The organism is Arthrobacter rhizophilus, assembly GCF_026241105.1.
In the GTDB taxonomy this organism is placed as follows: Bacteria; Actinomycetota; Actinomycetes; order Actinomycetales; family Micrococcaceae; genus Arthrobacter.
The window spans coordinates 67589-82803 of the sequence record NZ_JAPFFT010000012.1 but is presented as its reverse complement, the minus strand read 5'-3'; the positions used below and the strand labels follow the sequence as shown (position 1 = coordinate 82803).

The 15215-nt window shown below is 63.1% G+C and carries 12 protein-coding genes, 1 pseudogene and 2 riboswitches; of the genes and pseudogenes, 8 read left to right on the top strand and 5 right to left on the bottom strand.

Going from position 1 to position 15215, the window contains the following annotated elements; all coding sequences use genetic code 11:
- Positions 1 to 992, bottom strand: a pseudogene (gene dhaK / locus OOZ51_RS12015) (dihydroxyacetone kinase subunit DhaK).
- Positions 989 to 1744, bottom strand: a complete 756-nt coding sequence (locus tag OOZ51_RS12010) for an MIP/aquaporin family protein (RefSeq protein ID WP_265979827.1) — start codon at positions 1742 to 1744, stop codon at positions 989 to 991. Before OOZ51_RS12010 ends, dhaK begins: the two are co-directional and overlap by 4 nt.
- Before the next feature lie 172 nt (positions 1745 to 1916).
- Here OOZ51_RS12010 and OOZ51_RS12005 point away from each other — a divergent pair, with 172 nt between their 5' ends.
- From OOZ51_RS12005 to OOZ51_RS11995, 3 genes are all read left to right on the top strand, one after another.
- The gene (locus OOZ51_RS12005) at positions 1917 to 2675 is read left to right on the top strand and encodes an IclR family transcriptional regulator (protein WP_265979826.1); all 759 of its coding nucleotides are present in this window, start codon (positions 1917 to 1919) and stop codon (positions 2673 to 2675) included.
- A gap of 120 nt (positions 2676 to 2795) precedes the next feature.
- A riboswitch (glycine riboswitch) is annotated at positions 2796 to 2894 on the top strand.
- A 1-nt stretch (position 2895) separates the two neighbouring features.
- Positions 2896 to 3001, top strand: a riboswitch (glycine riboswitch).
- Positions 3002 to 3050: 49 nt separating this feature from the next.
- Positions 3051 to 4076: a lipoyl synthase gene (gene lipA / locus OOZ51_RS12000; protein ID WP_265979825.1), complete on the top strand. Its 1026-nt coding sequence runs from the start codon at positions 3051 to 3053 to the stop codon at positions 4074 to 4076.
- 17 nt (positions 4077 to 4093) lie between these two features.
- Positions 4094 to 4906: a methylenetetrahydrofolate reductase gene (locus OOZ51_RS11995; RefSeq protein WP_265979824.1), complete on the top strand. Its 813-nt coding sequence runs from the start codon at positions 4094 to 4096 to the stop codon at positions 4904 to 4906.
- 33 nt (positions 4907 to 4939) lie between these two features.
- Here OOZ51_RS11995 and OOZ51_RS11990 read toward each other — a convergent pair whose 3' ends face one another.
- On the bottom strand, positions 4940 to 5635 hold the full coding sequence (locus OOZ51_RS11990) for an anti-sigma factor (RefSeq protein ID WP_265979823.1): 696 nt from the start codon (positions 5633 to 5635) through the stop codon (positions 4940 to 4942).
- Entirely contained in the window at positions 5632 to 6132 is a 501-nt protein-coding gene (locus tag OOZ51_RS11985) for a sigma-70 family RNA polymerase sigma factor (RefSeq protein WP_265979822.1), read from the bottom strand. Before OOZ51_RS11985 ends, OOZ51_RS11990 begins: the two co-directional genes overlap by 4 nt.
- A 154-nt stretch (positions 6133 to 6286) precedes the next feature.
- Between OOZ51_RS11985 and OOZ51_RS11980 the strand changes: the two genes are divergently transcribed.
- Positions 6287 to 6829 (top strand): COG4315 family predicted lipoprotein, encoded by a 543-nt coding sequence (locus OOZ51_RS11980; protein ID WP_265979821.1) that lies wholly within the window; start codon positions 6287 to 6289, stop codon positions 6827 to 6829.
- Positions 6830 to 6944: 115 nt separating this feature from the next.
- On the opposite strand, the gene OOZ51_RS11975 is transcribed toward OOZ51_RS11980, so the two are convergent.
- Positions 6945 to 7775, bottom strand: a complete 831-nt coding sequence (locus OOZ51_RS11975) for a DMP19 family protein (protein ID WP_265979820.1) — start codon at positions 7773 to 7775, stop codon at positions 6945 to 6947.
- 166 nt (positions 7776 to 7941) lie between these two features.
- Between OOZ51_RS11975 and OOZ51_RS11970 the strand changes: the two genes are divergently transcribed.
- The 4 genes from OOZ51_RS11970 (at position 7942) to OOZ51_RS11955 (ending at position 15179) form a co-directional block, all read left to right on the top strand.
- Positions 7942 to 11316, top strand: a complete 3375-nt coding sequence (locus OOZ51_RS11970; RefSeq protein WP_265979819.1) for a DEAD/DEAH box helicase — start codon at positions 7942 to 7944, stop codon at positions 11314 to 11316.
- Positions 11317 to 11596: 280 nt separating this feature from the next.
- Complete coding sequence (locus OOZ51_RS11965) at positions 11597 to 12130, top strand: Fic family protein (protein WP_323054744.1); 534 nt, start codon at positions 11597 to 11599, stop codon at positions 12128 to 12130.
- 313 nt (positions 12131 to 12443) lie between these two features.
- Positions 12444 to 14138 carry an amidohydrolase family protein gene (locus OOZ51_RS11960; RefSeq protein WP_265979818.1) on the top strand — a complete coding sequence of 565 codons (1695 nt, stop codon included), beginning with the start codon at positions 12444 to 12446 and terminating at the stop codon, positions 14136 to 14138.
- A gap of 120 nt (positions 14139 to 14258) precedes the next feature.
- Entirely contained in the window at positions 14259 to 15179 is a 921-nt protein-coding gene (locus OOZ51_RS11955) for an ABC transporter substrate-binding protein (protein ID WP_265979817.1), read from the top strand.
- Positions 15180 to 15215 lie beyond the last annotated feature (36 nt).

The following is a 15215-nucleotide window of genomic DNA, read 5'->3' as shown; positions in this document are numbered from 1 at the left end:
TCAATCGTTCCAGCGGAGGGCGGGGGTGTTCACCGGCGCGTCCCAGAGGTCGAGAATTTCGTTGTCTGCACCGACCAGAGTCAGGGAGCAGCCCCGCATGTCGAGGCTGGTGACGTAATTGCCGACCAATGAACGGGCTATCGTGATGTTGCGCTCGTTGAGGCGGTCGGAGACCTCGGCGAACATTGCGTAGAGTTCGATCAGCGGGGTTCCTCCAGGCCGGTCAGCAGAGCGATGACCGGTTTGCCGCTGAAGTCATAGTCGGTGGTGATCGACTCGACCAACGCGTGGGACAGTTCCGCGGCCGACATCAGCGGTACGCGCTTTCGTCCTGGCTCGCCGTGGATGCCGACGCCGAGTTCCATTTCGTCTTCGGGGAGATCGAAGCTGGGCCTACCGACGGCGGGAACAGTGCAGCTGGTAAGCGCCGCTCCCATGGAACGTCCTGCGTCGGCGATCCCTTTGGCGAGCACCTGCACCTTCTCAAGCGACCAGCCGCGGGCCGCGGCGGCGCCGGCAACCTTTTCCAGTATCAGCGTGGTGCCAACACCGCGCCGGCCCGCCGTCCAGGTGGAGTCCTCAACTGCGACGTCGTCGGCGACGACAACCGAGGCGACCTCGATTCCCTGCTCCCGGGCGAGTTCGGCGGCCATTTCAAAGTTGAGCAGGTCGCCAGTGTAGTTTTTGACCACGAAAAGCACGCCCGCCCCCGTGTTCACCCTAGTGGCGGCGGCCAGAATCTGGTCTGGAGTCGGTGACGTAAAGATCTCACCGGTGCACGCGGCATCCAGCATCCCTGCGCCGACGAACCCGCTGTGCAGCGGTTCATGGCCCGAGCCACCTCCGGAGACTAGTGCGACGCGTCCCTCCCGTGGTGCGGTGCTGAGAACGATGCGGTTCTCGAAGTCCACTGACAGTTGGCCGTGCGCGGCTGCGACACCGCGCAGTGCATCCGCCAGCAGGGTCTGCGGGGAGTTGATCAGCTTCTTCATGCCCGGGTTTCCTGTTCCGTCAGAGCAGCGGTCAGCGAGGTGCGGTCAGCTTGCGTGCGCGAGATGAGCCCAAACAATGCTCCCGCGACGATGCCCGCTGCAAGTTCTGCGCCAACATAAACAGGCCATTGCTCCCAGTGAACGGTTCCGCCCAGCAGGAACTGTACGAGCATCGGGCCGGTGGTCCTGGCGGGGTTGATCGATGCCCCCGTGGCGGGCGCGACGGGGATGATTGCGGCGAACACGATGAATCCGATGACAATCCCGGCAAAGCCCGGTGCTGCCTTGCGGTGGATCACGCCGAACACCGTGAAGACGAGCAGGAAAGTACCGATGAACTCAGCGGTGAAGGCCTGCCAGACGGGGATCTCGCCGTAGGCGGCCACTCCAAGACCCAGTTCGCTGGCGCGCTGGCCGAGTACTCCGATAATGGCGAATGAGCCTGCAACGGCGCCGAGTACCTGGGCTGCGAGGTATCCCGGCACATCGCGCCACGGGAACTTTCCTGTTGCTGCAAGCGCCACTGTCACAGCTGGGTTGATGTGATTTCCGGATATGTAACCGAAGACGTAGACGGTGCCAATGACAACTGCGCCAAACGACAGCGAGATGACGCCCAGCTCGGAGCCGGTGAACGGCGCATTGCCGCGGGCCATGGCGAGGGCGGGCACGGATCCTACGCCTACGAAGACGAGGAACGCGGTCCCCAGGAACTCGGCAGCAAGCCGCTGCCACATGCGGTTTTCATCCATAACGAAGTTCTCCTTTGAACGGCGGGGGTGATGCTAGACGACGAGTAGATTCGACATTGTCGACTCGAATTCGTTAATATCGAATAATGCCGTTTAGGGTTCCCGACTGTCAAGGGGCTAAATTAACTTGTTGGCCCGACAAGGCAACCGATGATGCGAGAGTGGTGGAGCTGTGATCCAGTCGATTGACCGAGCGGCCAAAATCCTCGGGCTCCTCCAAGGCGCCAGGCGCCTTGGAATCTCCGAACTGGCCGCCGCATTGGAGCTTCCGCCTTCCACAGTCCACGGACTCGTGAAATCGCTACAGGCACACGGGCTGGTCGCCCAGGAAAGCTCCGGAAACCGCTACATGCTCGGGCCCGCGCTGCTGAAACTTTCGAGCGTCTACCTCGACACCCTTGACGTCCGGGCTCGCGCGATGCGGTGGATGCACGAGTTGTCTCGACGGACCGGTTACGCGACGCGACTGGGCGTAATCCTTCTCGGCGAGGTTTTGATCATTCATCACGACCGCCGCCCCGACGGCACAGAGCAAATGCCGGAAACGGGACTCAACCTGCCCGCCCACGCCTCTGCTCTCGGAAAAGTACTACTCGCCTACAACCCTGAGCTCGAAAATGACGTGCTCAGCAAGCCGCTGGCCGAATTTACCGGCGAAACGATTACCAACCCCGCCGTCCTCCGATCCCAGCTTGAGGAAGTGCGCAAGAACGCGCTCGGGTTGGAATACGAGGAAGCGGTGATTGGCGAGGCTTCCATCGCGGCCCCCGTCTACGATGAAAGCGGGACCGTCGTCGCCGTTTTGTCGGTAGTGCTCTCCGCGAGCGAGTGGCCGGCAAGCGAGGCCACCGTCCGCGAACTCCGCGACGCGGCATGGACAATTTCACGGGAACTCGGAGCTTCTGTATGGTCCTCCCAAGGTGCCCGCTAAGCTGGCGCCCGGGCAGAGGGCCGTGGAGGAACCCACGACAGTTGCGACAGCCACTCTTTGCGTGCCGTCCGGGCACCGGATACCATGTGAGACGTGTCACCGAAAGGCGGCACGTGCTTATGATCTGCGGCGGGAGAGCCCTGCCGGTACGTTTCAGCAGGCGCCGTAGGAGCAAATCCTCCCCAGGAATCTCTCAGGCCCATGTACCGCCGCGGCAAGGCAACTCTGGAAAGCAGCCCGGGCAACCGGACTCACCGACGGTGCAAGCGTCCGGCCGCGAAGGCGGGTGGCGCGGAAACTCTCAGGTCCAATACAGAGCGGGGAGGAACCGAATCATCGTGGTGCGTCCGCGCCACCTGAATTATGGAGTTCCTCATGACCCTGGCACCTGAAGGCCGTAAGCTGCTGCGCGTTGAACAGCGCAACAAAGCCGTCCCGGTCGAACGCAAGCCCGAGTGGATCAAGGCCAAGGTCCAGATGGGCCCGGAATTCGTGGGCCTGAAGAACCTCGTGAAAAAAGAAGGCCTGCACACCGTCTGCGAGGAAGCCGGCTGCCCGAACATCTTCGAGTGCTGGGAAGACAAGGAAGCGACCTTCCTGATCGGCGGCTCCGAATGCACCCGCCGCTGCGACTTCTGCCAGATCGACACCGGCAAACCCTCCCCCGTGGACCGGTTCGAACCCACCAAGGTCGCCCGCTCCGTCCAGGCCATGCAGCTCCGCTACGCCACCGTCACCGGCGTCGCCCGGGACGACCTCGAAGACGAAGGCGTCTGGCTCTACGCCGAAACCGTGCGCAAGATCCACGAACTGAACCCCGGCACCGGCGTGGAACTGCTCATCCCGGACTTCTCCGGCAAACCCGAACACATCCAAGCCATCTGCGACTCCGCCCCCGAGGTCTTCGCGCACAACGTCGAGACCGTGCCCCGGATCTTCAAGCGCATCCGCCCCGCGTTCCGCTACGACCGCTCCCTGGACGTCATCACCCAGGGCCGGGACGCCGGCATGGTCACCAAATCCAACCTGATCCTGGGCATGGGCGAAACCCGGGCCGAAATCTCCGAAGCCCTGGCCGACCTGCACGCCGCGGGCTGTGACCTGATCACCATCACCCAGTACCTGCGCCCCTCCGAACGGCACCTGCCCGTGGACCGCTGGGTCAAACCCCAGGAATTCGTCGAGCTCGCCGCCGAAGCCGAGGAGATCGGCTTCCTCAGCGTCATGTCCGGACCCCTGGTCCGCTCCTCCTACCGCGCCGGACGCCTCTGGGCCACCGCGATGCGCAAAAAAGGCCGCGACATCCCCGCCCACCTGGCCCACATCGCCGAGGGCATCCAGGACTCCGGCACCACCCGCCAGGAAGCCAGCACCCTCCTCGCACACCACGCCACGGCATGATCCGTAAGGACCCCAGCATGTTCCCCACCCGGATTGAAATCATTCCCTCGGACGGAATCGTCGAGAAGGTTCAGGCCACGGTGCCTGTGTCCACAACGATCACCGTTACCTGCTTGCCCCATCACGGCGTCACGCGAACCATGGAGGCCTCCCTCAAGCTCAGCCTCCTTGGCTACAACGTGATCCCGCACCTGTCGGCACGCGGGCTGGAGGACCGGGCGCAGCTTTCCGGCATCCTCCGGAACTGCGAAGCTGCAGGGATCACCGAGGTCTTCGCCATTGGGGGAGACGGACCGCGGGGTGCTGGCCCCTACGAATCGTGCCTCCACCTCTTGGAGGACATCGCCGAAGACTCCGGTGGCAGGATCTCCGCGGGCATCGCCGGCTACCCCGAAGGTCATCCTTCCGTGGGCGGGCTGGACCTCTTGGATGCCCTGTTGGCAAAACAGCATCTGGCCACGCACGTTGTCACGCAGATGTGCTTCTCCGCACCCAAGGTCCTTGAATACACAGCACTCCTGCGTCGCGAAGGGGTCGAACTGCCGGTGTGGGGCGGAGTGGCCGGGGCCGTTCCCCGGACCAAACTGCTGGCCCTGGCAACCCAGATCGGCGTCGGGACATCCCTGAAGTTCCTCAGCAGCAAGGGAACTCTCGCCCGCCGGCTCCTGAGCGGCGACAAGTACTCACCGGAGAGCCTCGTCTCCGAACTCATGGCGCACCCGGACAGCGTCGCGGGAATCCATCTCTACAGCTTCAATAGGCTGGACAGGCCCACGTGGGAGCCAATGAACCTGCCCGATCCTGCGGCCAACGAACCAGCCTCCGCGTAGCCGGCGGGCGGCCGTGACTGGTTCCGGGGACCCCTAGCTCCCCGGGACCGAAATCACCGCGACCGTCTTCTGAGCGTCGTCCCGCAGTTCCACGCCCGAGATCCCGGCGAGCTGGACCGGCGTCGCGCCCGTCACCTTGATGTGTCCGCTGGACGTCGCGGTCCAACCGCACGCCAATTCCTCGTTGCCGTCGCGGCCCTTGACCCACAGGTACATGGTGCCTTGCAGCGGCATGCTACGGCCTTCCAGCTGCAGCTCGGTCCCCCACGATTTCCTGACGAGCCCCACGGTGAGTTGCAGGCCGTTGTCCGTTTGCACCGAGTAGCTGGCGTCAGGCTTGGGCGGCTGGTTCAGCAGCGGCCCGGCCAGGACTCCCAATCCGAGGCAAGCGGCGGCCACGGCACTCACCAGAGCCATCCACCGGCGTCGGGATTTCCGGCGCCGCGCTGCCATTTTCAGGAGGATCGGCTGCGGGAGCGATTCTGAAAAGGATCCCAAAAGTGAGCGAGCGTCGGAAGGGCGCTCGACGGCGGGGCGCCCGGCGGCGAGCGCGACGGCGTCGGGCACGGGGACGGCGTCGAGAAGGGCCGGGAGGCTTTCGAGTTCGCCAAGCTCGCGCCTGCAATCAGCGCAGAATTCCAGGTGCTCCTCAAAGGCCCGGGCCTCGTCAGGCTCCAAGCCGCCAAGCAGGTAGGCGCCCAGCAATTGGTGAAGTCCTGTTTCGTTCACCGCTGCACCCCCATTTCGTCCAGAATCGTGCGAAGCGCCCTGATGGCGTAGAAGGCCCGGGATTTCACGGTTCCGGTGGGGATGTTGAGCCTCAACGCGGCCTCGTTCACCGTGAACCGTTCGTAATGCAGAGCTATCAGGACCTCCCGGTGCTCGGTGCTGAGCCGCAAGAGGGCTTCTTCCATGAGGACCCGGTTGAGGAGCTCGTCAACGCGTTCGGTGGCTTCCTCCGGGTCGGCCATGTCACGTTCGGCAGCTTCGGCCGGCCGCCGCTGGGCCTTCCGATAATTGTCGATAATGACGTTGCGGGCCGTGCGGAACAAATAGCTGCGCAGGCTCCCGGTGATCTGGGGGGCGTGCTGCCACACCCGAAGAATGGTTTCCTGCACCACGTCTTCAGCCAGATGTGCGTCCGGCGTGCAGCTCAGCACGAAGCGGCGCAGGGCTGTGCCGTGGTCGCGGTAGATCGCGGCTACGACCTCCTCGTCGAGCGGCATCGGCGCCTCCTGTCTGCTGCGGCTTCCCCTTCTCCTGCGATACGACGTGCCCGACACGAAAATGGTTCAGCCCTTTGAACCATTCTTCACCCCACGTCGTCGTACGGGTTAGTTTCCGGCACGTCCACGGCCGGTCCAAGCAAAGGAGCACGCCATGAAGAAGCAACTAGGCACCGGTCTGGGCGTCCTTGCACTGGCCATTGTCCTTAGTGCCTGCGGAGGCAGCCCGGGGACTTCTACAACTTCCTCAAGCCCGGCGAGCTCAAGTGCCGCGGCGCCGAGCCCGACGGCGACGAGTCCGGCACCGTCGTCGAGCGCTTCCGCCGCTGCTTATGACCTGGAGACCGCGACGTCGAGCGCCGGCCAGATTGTGGTGGCCGCGAACGGCAGGAGCGTGTACTTCTTCACCAAGGACGTCAAGGATTCGGGCAAGAGCGCCTGCACCGGAGGCTGCGCCACCTCGTGGCCAGCCGTGACAACGACGTCGAGCAAGCCGACAGCTGAGGACGTGAGTGGAACCCTCGGCACCATCCCCACGGCAGACGGCAAGATGCAGATCACCATCAACGGCATGCCCATCTACTTCTTCGGGCAAGACAAAGCCGCCGGCGACATCAAGGGCCAGGGCGTGGGCGGTGTCTGGTCCTTGGTCAGCCCGTCCGGCTCCATGGTGACAGCAAGCGGAATGGCCTACTGAAACCCTCGCTCACCTTTGCGCACCAAACAACAAACGCTCCTTCAGATCTGTCCGGCCGGGCCGGCGGATCTGAAGGAGCGTTTGCCTTGGAAGGCTTAGAGGTGAGCGAGCGTTTTTAGGCGTCTTCGAACTCGACGGCCGCGATGATTTCCTTCGTTTCCGGGTGGATCATGAAGGCTTCGTCGTCCTCTTCGATCATGATGTAGTTGCCATGGTCCGTGGCGAAGTGCCAAGCGAGGATCGTCTCGCCGTCGTGCTCGTAGTTGGGATCGCCCATGGTGATCTTCTCCAGCTCGTAGCCGGCGGCGTCGCACAGTTCACGGATGATGAGCTCGAATTCAGGGGCATTTTCGAGCTCGGCTTCGGCGGCCTCGGCCTGGCGCTCTTCGAGGTTTGGAATGAGGGCGACGCGCTCGGCGATGTGAGCCTTGAGCTGTTCCTCGTCCAAGTAGAGGACGCCATCCTGGCTGCGGAGCCACGCTGCATTGAGTTCGATGATGTCCTCGGTCTCCAGGAGGGATTCGAATTCGCCGTCGAGGGCTTCGAGTTCGGCAACGGCTTCCGGTGCCTCTTCCGACTCGTCAAGGTCGCCATCCAGGTAGGCCTCGGCGTCGTCCTCGGACAGGGCGTCGAAAGCTGCCGCGGTGCGGTTGAACAGCTCAAGGTGGCCGGTGGCGCCCATGGCTTCGAGGCCTTCGCGGACAAACGTGTCCACTTCTTCGCGCTCCGGGACGGTGAATACGTACTGGGCGAAGCCGCCTGCCAGTGCCTGCGTCAGGTAGTAGTCCACAAAGTAGCTGCGCAGAGCGTTGGTAGCGATTTCCTCATGGTTGAGGAGCTCCTCGTACATCTCGTTGACCACGGTGACGTTCACGTCCACAACGTCGGCGCTGTCGGCCTCGATGCTGTCCTTCGTCAGAACGACGGGGTTCTCAATGCTGGTCATGGGATTTCCTCACTGCTAGGAAGCTTGTGCTCTCCGGACCCTTTCAACGTACGCGGGGGCGGCAGCCGGGCAGGCTAGGCCGAGGTGAACGTCCGGCAAAGTTTCAGCGCTGCTCGCGGCTGACTAGGATTCATAGATAGCCTCCTGCCGAAAGTAGCCCCAAAGAATGCCTTCCCACTCAGACGACTCCTGGGAACTGGCGATTCAGACACCCGCCATTAACGACCGCTCCTTGGCGGCCGGTCTCGCCTATGCCATGGGAAGCCGGGTCAGCAGCATCACTTTCGACTCGGCTACGGGTTTGATGATGGGCAAGGTCCGGGGCAGTGGCCCATCAGCGTATTCGACGTCGGCCAAGCTGGTCCGCAAGCCCGGCGGCTGGAGCTGCACTGTAGGGGTGTGCAGCTGCCCTGTCCGCAAAGACTGCAAACACGTGGCCGCCCTTCTCTTCGCCGCCGAGGACCATCCTGCCGTGCGGGCTCAGTTGCTCAGCGCCCCGGCGTTCGGACAGACGGCCCAGGCTGGTGGAACGGTGCAGCGGCCGGCGTGGGAACAGGCCCTCAGCAAGCTCATCGCCACTCCGGGAACCGCCCCGCAAGGCCAAGGCCTCCCCTTGGCGCTGGCGTTCGAAGTGGAAGAGCCCGCCCCGCACTTCTCCTACACAGGCCGGCGCGATCCGCTCCGAAGCGTGCGCCAGCTCAAGGCCCGCCCGGTGATGATGGGAGCCAAGGGCAAGTGGATCCGCGGCGACGTCTCCTGGACCAACTTGAACTACCTAGGCTACAAGCGCGAATTCAACGAAGCCCACATCGACTGGATGCAGAACTTCCTTGCCGCGCATTCCACCACGGACTACCGGCAGCTCACGTCGAGCATGTGGATGTTGCTCAACGAATTCGCCGGCAAGAACCTGTGGAGCCTGCTGGCTGAGGCCGCGAAAGTGGGGGTCGCGCTCATCCACTCCGGCGGGACTGAACCCGTCCGCATCGCTGGGGAGCCCGCCGTCGTCGGGCTTGACCTCAGCCGGCCCGACGACGGGCTGCAGCTGGCGCCGTCGGTGACCCTGGGCGGGGACGCCCTTGATACGGCGACCTTGGGCTTGATCGGCCGCCCGGCGCATGGCTTGTTCTTCACGGGCCCTGGCGATGGGCATCTGCCCGGCGTTTCGGCCCCCGAGAACCTCATCACGCTGGCCCCGCTGGAGGGCGGCGAGTCGCAAGAACTGCTGGACTTCGTCATGGGCGCGTCCCGGCTCCAGATCCCGGCCAAAGACGAGGAACGATTCCTCACTGCGTTCTATCCGAAGCTCAAGCAATCCACCCGGGTCACGGCGGCGGACCATTCCGTGGAGTTGCCTGTCCTCGCAGTGCCCACGCTGTCCCTGCTGGCGAACTACGGCGCTGACCACCGGGTGCGGCTGCACTGGGAGTGGCACTACAAGGCCGGCAAGCTCGTGACTGCCCAGCCCCTCTGGCGACACCCGGACGATCACGGCTACCGCGACGACGCGGAGGAAGCTCGGATCCTGGAGATCTTGGGCCGGCCTTGGGACACGGTTGGCGCGCTGGGCGAATCCTCGAGCGGCGGATGGGGAGCCCCCCGGCTGGCGGCCTCGGTAGCGCTAGACGGGCTGGACACGCTGGCTTTCACCGAGGAGGTACTGCCCCGGCTCCGCGAACTGCCCGACGTCGTCGTGGACACCTCCGGCGAGATCGCCGACTACCGCGAAGCCACTGAGGCTCCCGTTGTCTCCATTTCGACCAAGGCGACGGACAGCCGCGACTGGTTCGATCTCGGCATCGTCATCACGCTCGAGGGCGAACCGGTGTCCTTCGCCGCGGTGTTTTCTGCCCTCGCCGCGGGCCAGAGCCGTATGCTTCTGCCCAGCGGCGCCTACTTCTCGCTTGACCTGCCCGAGCTGCACCAACTCCGTGCTCTCATCGACGAGGCCAGGTCCTTGCAGGATAACCCGGACCGGCACGGCACCCTGCAGATCAGCCGCTTCCAGGCCGGGCTTTGGGATGAGCTCGCGCAACTAGGGATTGTTGACGAGCAAGCGGCCGCATGGCGCGAGGCCGTGGGCGGATTGCTCGACGACGGCGTGACCGGGTTGCCGCTGCCGGGCTCGCTTGACGCTGAGCTCCGTCCGTACCAGCTGGAGGGCTTCAACTGGCTGAGTTTCCTGTACCGTCACAGCCTGGGTGGTGTCCTGGCGGACGACATGGGCCTCGGCAAGACCGTGCAGGCGATCGCCTTGATGTGCGCGGCGAAGGAGGAGGCCGCATCTGCTTCCGGTGGCAGCGCTCCTTTTCTGGTAGTCGCACCCACCAGCGTGGTGGGAAACTGGGCCGCCGAAGTGCAACGCTTCGCGCCCGGGCTTAGCATGAAGACCATCGGGGAGACCTTCGCCAAGAGCGGCACGGATCCGCAAGAAGCCATGGCCGGGACCGACGTCGTCATCACTTCCTACGCGCTGTTCCGGATCGACTACGAGGCCTATGCCGCCAAGGCGTGGGCCGGGCTCATGCTCGACGAAGCCCAGTTCGTGAAGAACCACCAGTCCAAGGCGTACCAGTGCGCCCGGAAACTCCCGGCATCGTTCAAGCTGGCCATCACGGGAACGCCGCTGGAAAACAACCTCATGGAATTCTGGGCGCTGACCTCCATCGTGGCGCCGGGGCTGTTCTCCAGCCCGCGCCGCTTCGCGGAGTACTACCAGAAGCCGGTCGAAAAGAACGGCGACAAGGCCCAGCTCGCCAAGCTCCGCCGTCGGGTCCGTCCGCTCATGATGCGCCGCACCAAAGAGCAGGTCATCAAGGACCTGCCGCCCAAGCAGGAGCAAGTCCTTGAAGTGGTCCTCAACCCACGGCACCAAAAGGTGTACCAAACCCACTTGCAGCGTGAACGGCAGAAGATCCTTGGGCTCATTGACGACGTCAACAAGAACCGCTTCACCATTTTCCAGTCGCTCACCCTGCTCCGGCAGTTGAGCCTGGACGTTTCCCTGGTGGATGAGTCGTTGTCCGCGGTGCGCTCGTCCAAGCTGGATGTGTTGTTCGAGCAGCTTGAGGACATCGTCGCCGAGGGGCACAGGGCGCTCATTTTCAGCCAGTTCACGGGATTCCTGGGCAAGGTCCGCCAGCGTCTTGAGGAAGAGGGTACGGAGTTCTGCTATCTCGACGGCAGCACCCGGAACCGGTCCGACGTCGTCAGCGAATTCAAGAACGGCGCGGCGCCCGTGTTCCTCATTTCCTTGAAAGCCGGAGGGTTCGGACTGAACCTGACGGAGGCCGACTACGTATTCCTGCTGGATCCATGGTGGAACCCGGCCTCCGAGGCACAAGCCGTAGACCGTACCCACAGGATCGGGCAGGCCAGGAACGTGATGGTCTACCGCCTGGTAGCAAAGGACACCATCGAGGAAAAGGTCATGGCGCTCAAGGCCAAGAAGTCGCAGCTCTTCGCGGATGTCATGGAAGGCGATGCCCTGGCCGGGGGTGCCCTGACGGCGGAAGACCTGGCGGGGCTGTTCGCGGAGTAGGGCACATCCCTCCGAGAAATGACCACCAAGATCACCATTAATCACTTTTTTGCCATGAAATGTGAATAACGAGCCGCTAATTCACAGTTTTCAGGAGGCTACATGGCTACTTGGTCCGCGCACGGAAGCAAGATTCTGCCATGGAAGTCATCCGGACGACCGCCCGCGAGGATCGGGAGTTCACAGAGGTAGAGGTGTCGCTGCCACCGCTCATAGCGGATCTCTGGTTCGAGCCAGGACGTGAACCCATCGTGGTTCGTACCGGGACGTCCAGAACTGGATCGGCGGAAGCGATTACTCACCTGCTGCCATTCATGTGCCACCGCCCGCAGGGTTCGTCCCCGGACTCATGGACGATCTCATGGCGTTCTGCGCCCGGCGAGACGTCCCCATCATGGCCCAAGCCGCTATTGCGCACGCACATTTCGAATCCATCAACCCGTTCACCGACGGCAATGGCCGTATTGGCCGGCCGCTGGTCGGAGCAATCTCCCGTCGGCGGGGGCTGACCAAAAACACCGTAATACCGATCGCTTCGGCCATGGTTGCAGACGTGGAGACCTACTTTTCCTTGCTCAACAATTACCGCAATGGCGACGCAGATCCGTTCGTGCTGTACTTGGCCAGATCCTCACTCCGCGCCGCGAAAGCGGCCCGTGAGTCAGTGGCGTCCCTCGATGCCCTCCCGGCCGCATGGATGGAGGCAGCCCGGCCCCGAAAGGGCTCCGCAGACGAGAAGATCATTCCTTGGCTCTTGGAGCGGCCAGTGTTCGAAGCACGCAGCGCCGCACGCATCGCAGGCAACGAACAATGATCTATCTACGAGGCCCTGCTAGCATATATTCAAATTCTGACGATCGTCATATCTTATCGAGAATAGATCATCAGGACCGCGCAGGGCAATGACTTTTCCGAAGTTTACGAAACCCTGGACCGACGCCAAAATTTCTTTTTGGTATTCCAAGTGGCGCTATTTCCGCCACCCAGGGCCGGTTCACCCCTTCCATCGCCTCTGAATTTAAAGGAAATCCTTCCGGGCCTATTGACGCCAATTTTCAGCTTGGTATACCGTGAGCGCATTCGACGCCCCGCTTGACGGGGCGCCATGACGAGGAGGAAGAGTCTCAATGGTTGAGCTGGAATCACATGCCGCTCCCGAAGGTTTGGGTTGCGACGCTTGCGGCCACGGTGGCGCGGTCACGGAAGACGCGAGGCTCCTCGGCCGCAGCCGGGGCGTAACCAGGGGACATACCGTAGCCCTCGCGGAACGGGTGCAGCGCGACTCGGTCCGTGCGCAACAACGAGGCCTCGGCACCGACGGACAGCGCGATCAGAACCACCCCTTGGTGCTTGCGGCAAGTTGGGTCCTGGCGCATCAGCAAGGCGAGATGGTCCTTCTGCGCGATCACGAAGTAGTAGTGCGTGGCGACCGGATCGAGGCGGTCCGCCCTTGGTCCGGTACTACGGACGATCGCATCGACCTCCAGGGCCAGCTTCTGGTTCCGGGCTTGATTTCCATGCACAGCCATGTGGCAGGCGGCGCCGCCACGCGCGGTTACGTCGAGGGCAACCTCACGCCTATGAGCAAAGGTGCCACCTTGCGCCCGGGCAGGCAATTCCTCAATGCCATGGTGCTGTTGGAGGATCTTCCCGACGAAGACCTCGATACGATGACCGCCCTGAACCTCGCGGAAATTCTCCGAGGTGGTTGCACCACGCAAGTTGAAATGTCCAAGGGCTTGAGATCCATGCAGTCCTACGTTCGCGTCGCTCGGCAATTCGGAATCCGCGGCTATCCGTCCGGCGCCGTGCCCGGAATGAGGCGGATCCTGCCGATCTGGAAACGCGGTGACGACGACAAGAAATTGTTCGATTCAGTGCCCGAGACACTTGCCGAAATCCAGGAGAATCTCGCCTATGCCCGGACCATCGACGGCGTCGACGACAGCCGCATCCTGCCGATGATGGCGCCGGCAACGAACGCGGTGCACACCCCGGAAACATTTGCTGCCATGAAGGCTGCCGCCCAAGAACTCCACGGACTCCACATCCACCTGCAGGCAGGTTATGGCCGGGCACCGCAGCCGGACAAGGTGGCGATGAACCGGTTGTGGGGCCAGGACGAGATCCCCTGGCTGGATAGCCTTGGCCTCTTCGACGGCTCGGTGCGGGTCTTTGGAGCGCACCTCCTGGGAATCGACTTTGAGCGGGACCTTCCGCTGCTTGCCAATCCCAGCTTTACCTTCGCCAACTGTCCCTCGGGCACCGGTGCGGGTGTCACGCCCGCGCAGTGGCCCTGGCCGGAAGTTCTCGGAGCAGGCGTAAATGCCGGCATCGGCCTGGACACACACTCGAACGACTACATCGAAAACCTCAAAATGGCCGTCATCTATGGCCGAATCAGGGCAGACTTCCTGGGCGATTCAACCCCCGTGCCCATGGTCCGTCCCTCCATTTGGACCGCCATGGAATCAGCGACCCTTGGAGGCGCCCGGGGTCTGGGCCGCGAGGACCTCGGGCGCATAGCCGCCGGTGCGAAAGCTGACCTGACGAGCATCGATGTCAGTGGCCTACTGGTTGGCGTGGGAACGGTTCCCCGAGAGCCGCTCAATCACCTGATGTACGCAAACGGCCTCTCCGTCAAGAACGTCATGACCGACGGCCACTGGCAAGTCCGCAACGGCGCACTCGTGGTGGTGGACGAAGCGAGGCTGGCCCGCGAGGCCGGCAAGGTAGTAGAGCGCATCTGGGACCAGATGGCCGCCGACGGCGTCTTCGTCGAGGAACCCCGCAGCGACCTGATCCCGGCTGCCATTTCCTAGCGTCCCGGCACTTTCGTTCAACGCGTCCCGTTACTGCCCGCAGCCCGCTGCCAGGGCTGGTCTTTCCTTTCATCTTTTGCCCATGTTTGTTCCCGTTCACCACAAGTAGGAGAAAAATCAATGAAGAACTTTGCTCCCCGGGTACCAAGTCTCTGGAGAAAAGTCGCGATCGCCGCGATTCTTGGCTCGACCCTCGCCGGCACTGCCGCCTGCGGAGGCCCGGGCCAGGCCGCATCGCCAACAACAGACAGTGCCAACGCGGCCCTTGCGGCCTTGGTGCCCGCAGACATCAAGGCGAAGGGCACCATCACAGTCGGAACCCAGCCCGATTTCGAACCAGCCAACTTCACACCGATCGGCGAAAACGGCGTAAAAGGGTTCAACATCGACCTTATGGATGCCATGGCCGCCAAGCTCGGCCTGAAGATCAGCTACCAGAAGGTCCCTTTTGACCAGTTGTTGGTTGGCGTCCAGACTGGCAAGTTCGATGCCTCAATCGCCGGAATGACCGACCGCAAAGGCCGCCAAGAAAAGGTGGACTTCGTGGACTACCAGGTTGCGGGCACGGTCTTCATGGTGGCGAAAGGCAACCCGAAGAAGATTACGGGCGAGCCCGACGGCGGCTGCGGCATCAAGATCGGCGGAGTCAAAGGCAACGACGACGAGCGCCTGGTCGGGATCATGGCCCAGGCCTGCACTGCTGCTGGAAAGCCCGCTCCCGAACTGGTTACCTTCCCCACTGGGAGTGACAAGAACCTCGCGTTGACTTCGGGCCGCGTGGACGCAATGTTCTGGCCGGACATGGCTGTATCCGTGATCAACAGGGAGACCCAGGGGAAGCTCGAATCAGTGCCGGTGAACTTCGAGCCCAAGGTCTTCCTAGGCATGATCTTCAACAAGCAGAACCCCCAACTGCGGGATGCCTTCTTGAAGGCGACCGAGGCAATGCATGCCGACGGCAGCTACGACGCGATTCTCAAGAAGTGGGACGTCACTGTCATAGACCTGCCAAAGCCAGGCGTCAATCTCGCAACGTCTTAGTCAATTCCGGAGTGCGGCCTGCCACGGCGGACCGCA

Bases quoted from the DNA above. Each gene is read 5' to 3' on its own strand.
- OOZ51_RS11955 (WP_265979817.1), top strand. From the start codon at position 14,259: ATGAAGAACTTTGCTCCCCGGGTACCAAGTCTCTGGAGAAAAGTCGCG.
- OOZ51_RS11980 (WP_265979821.1), top strand. From the start codon at position 6,287: ATGAAGAAGCAACTAGGCACCGGTCTGGGCGTCCTTGCACTGGCCATT.
- OOZ51_RS11995 (WP_265979824.1), top strand. From the start codon at position 4,094: ATGTTCCCCACCCGGATTGAAATCATTCCCTCGGACGGAATCGTCGAG.
- OOZ51_RS12010 (WP_265979827.1), bottom strand. From the start codon at position 1,744: ATGGATGAAAACCGCATGTGGCAGCGGCTTGCTGCCGAGTTCCTGGGG.
- OOZ51_RS11985 (WP_265979822.1), bottom strand. From the start codon at position 6,132: ATGCCGCTCGACGAGGAGGTCGTAGCCGCGATCTACCGCGACCACGGC.
- OOZ51_RS11960 (WP_265979818.1), top strand. From the start codon at position 12,444: ATGGTTGAGCTGGAATCACATGCCGCTCCCGAAGGTTTGGGTTGCGAC.
- OOZ51_RS11970 (WP_265979819.1), top strand. From the start codon at position 7,942: ATGCCTTCCCACTCAGACGACTCCTGGGAACTGGCGATTCAGACACCC.
- lipA (WP_265979825.1), top strand. From the start codon at position 3,051: ATGACCCTGGCACCTGAAGGCCGTAAGCTGCTGCGCGTTGAACAGCGC.
- OOZ51_RS11975 (WP_265979820.1), bottom strand. From the start codon at position 7,775: ATGACCAGCATTGAGAACCCCGTCGTTCTGACGAAGGACAGCATCGAG.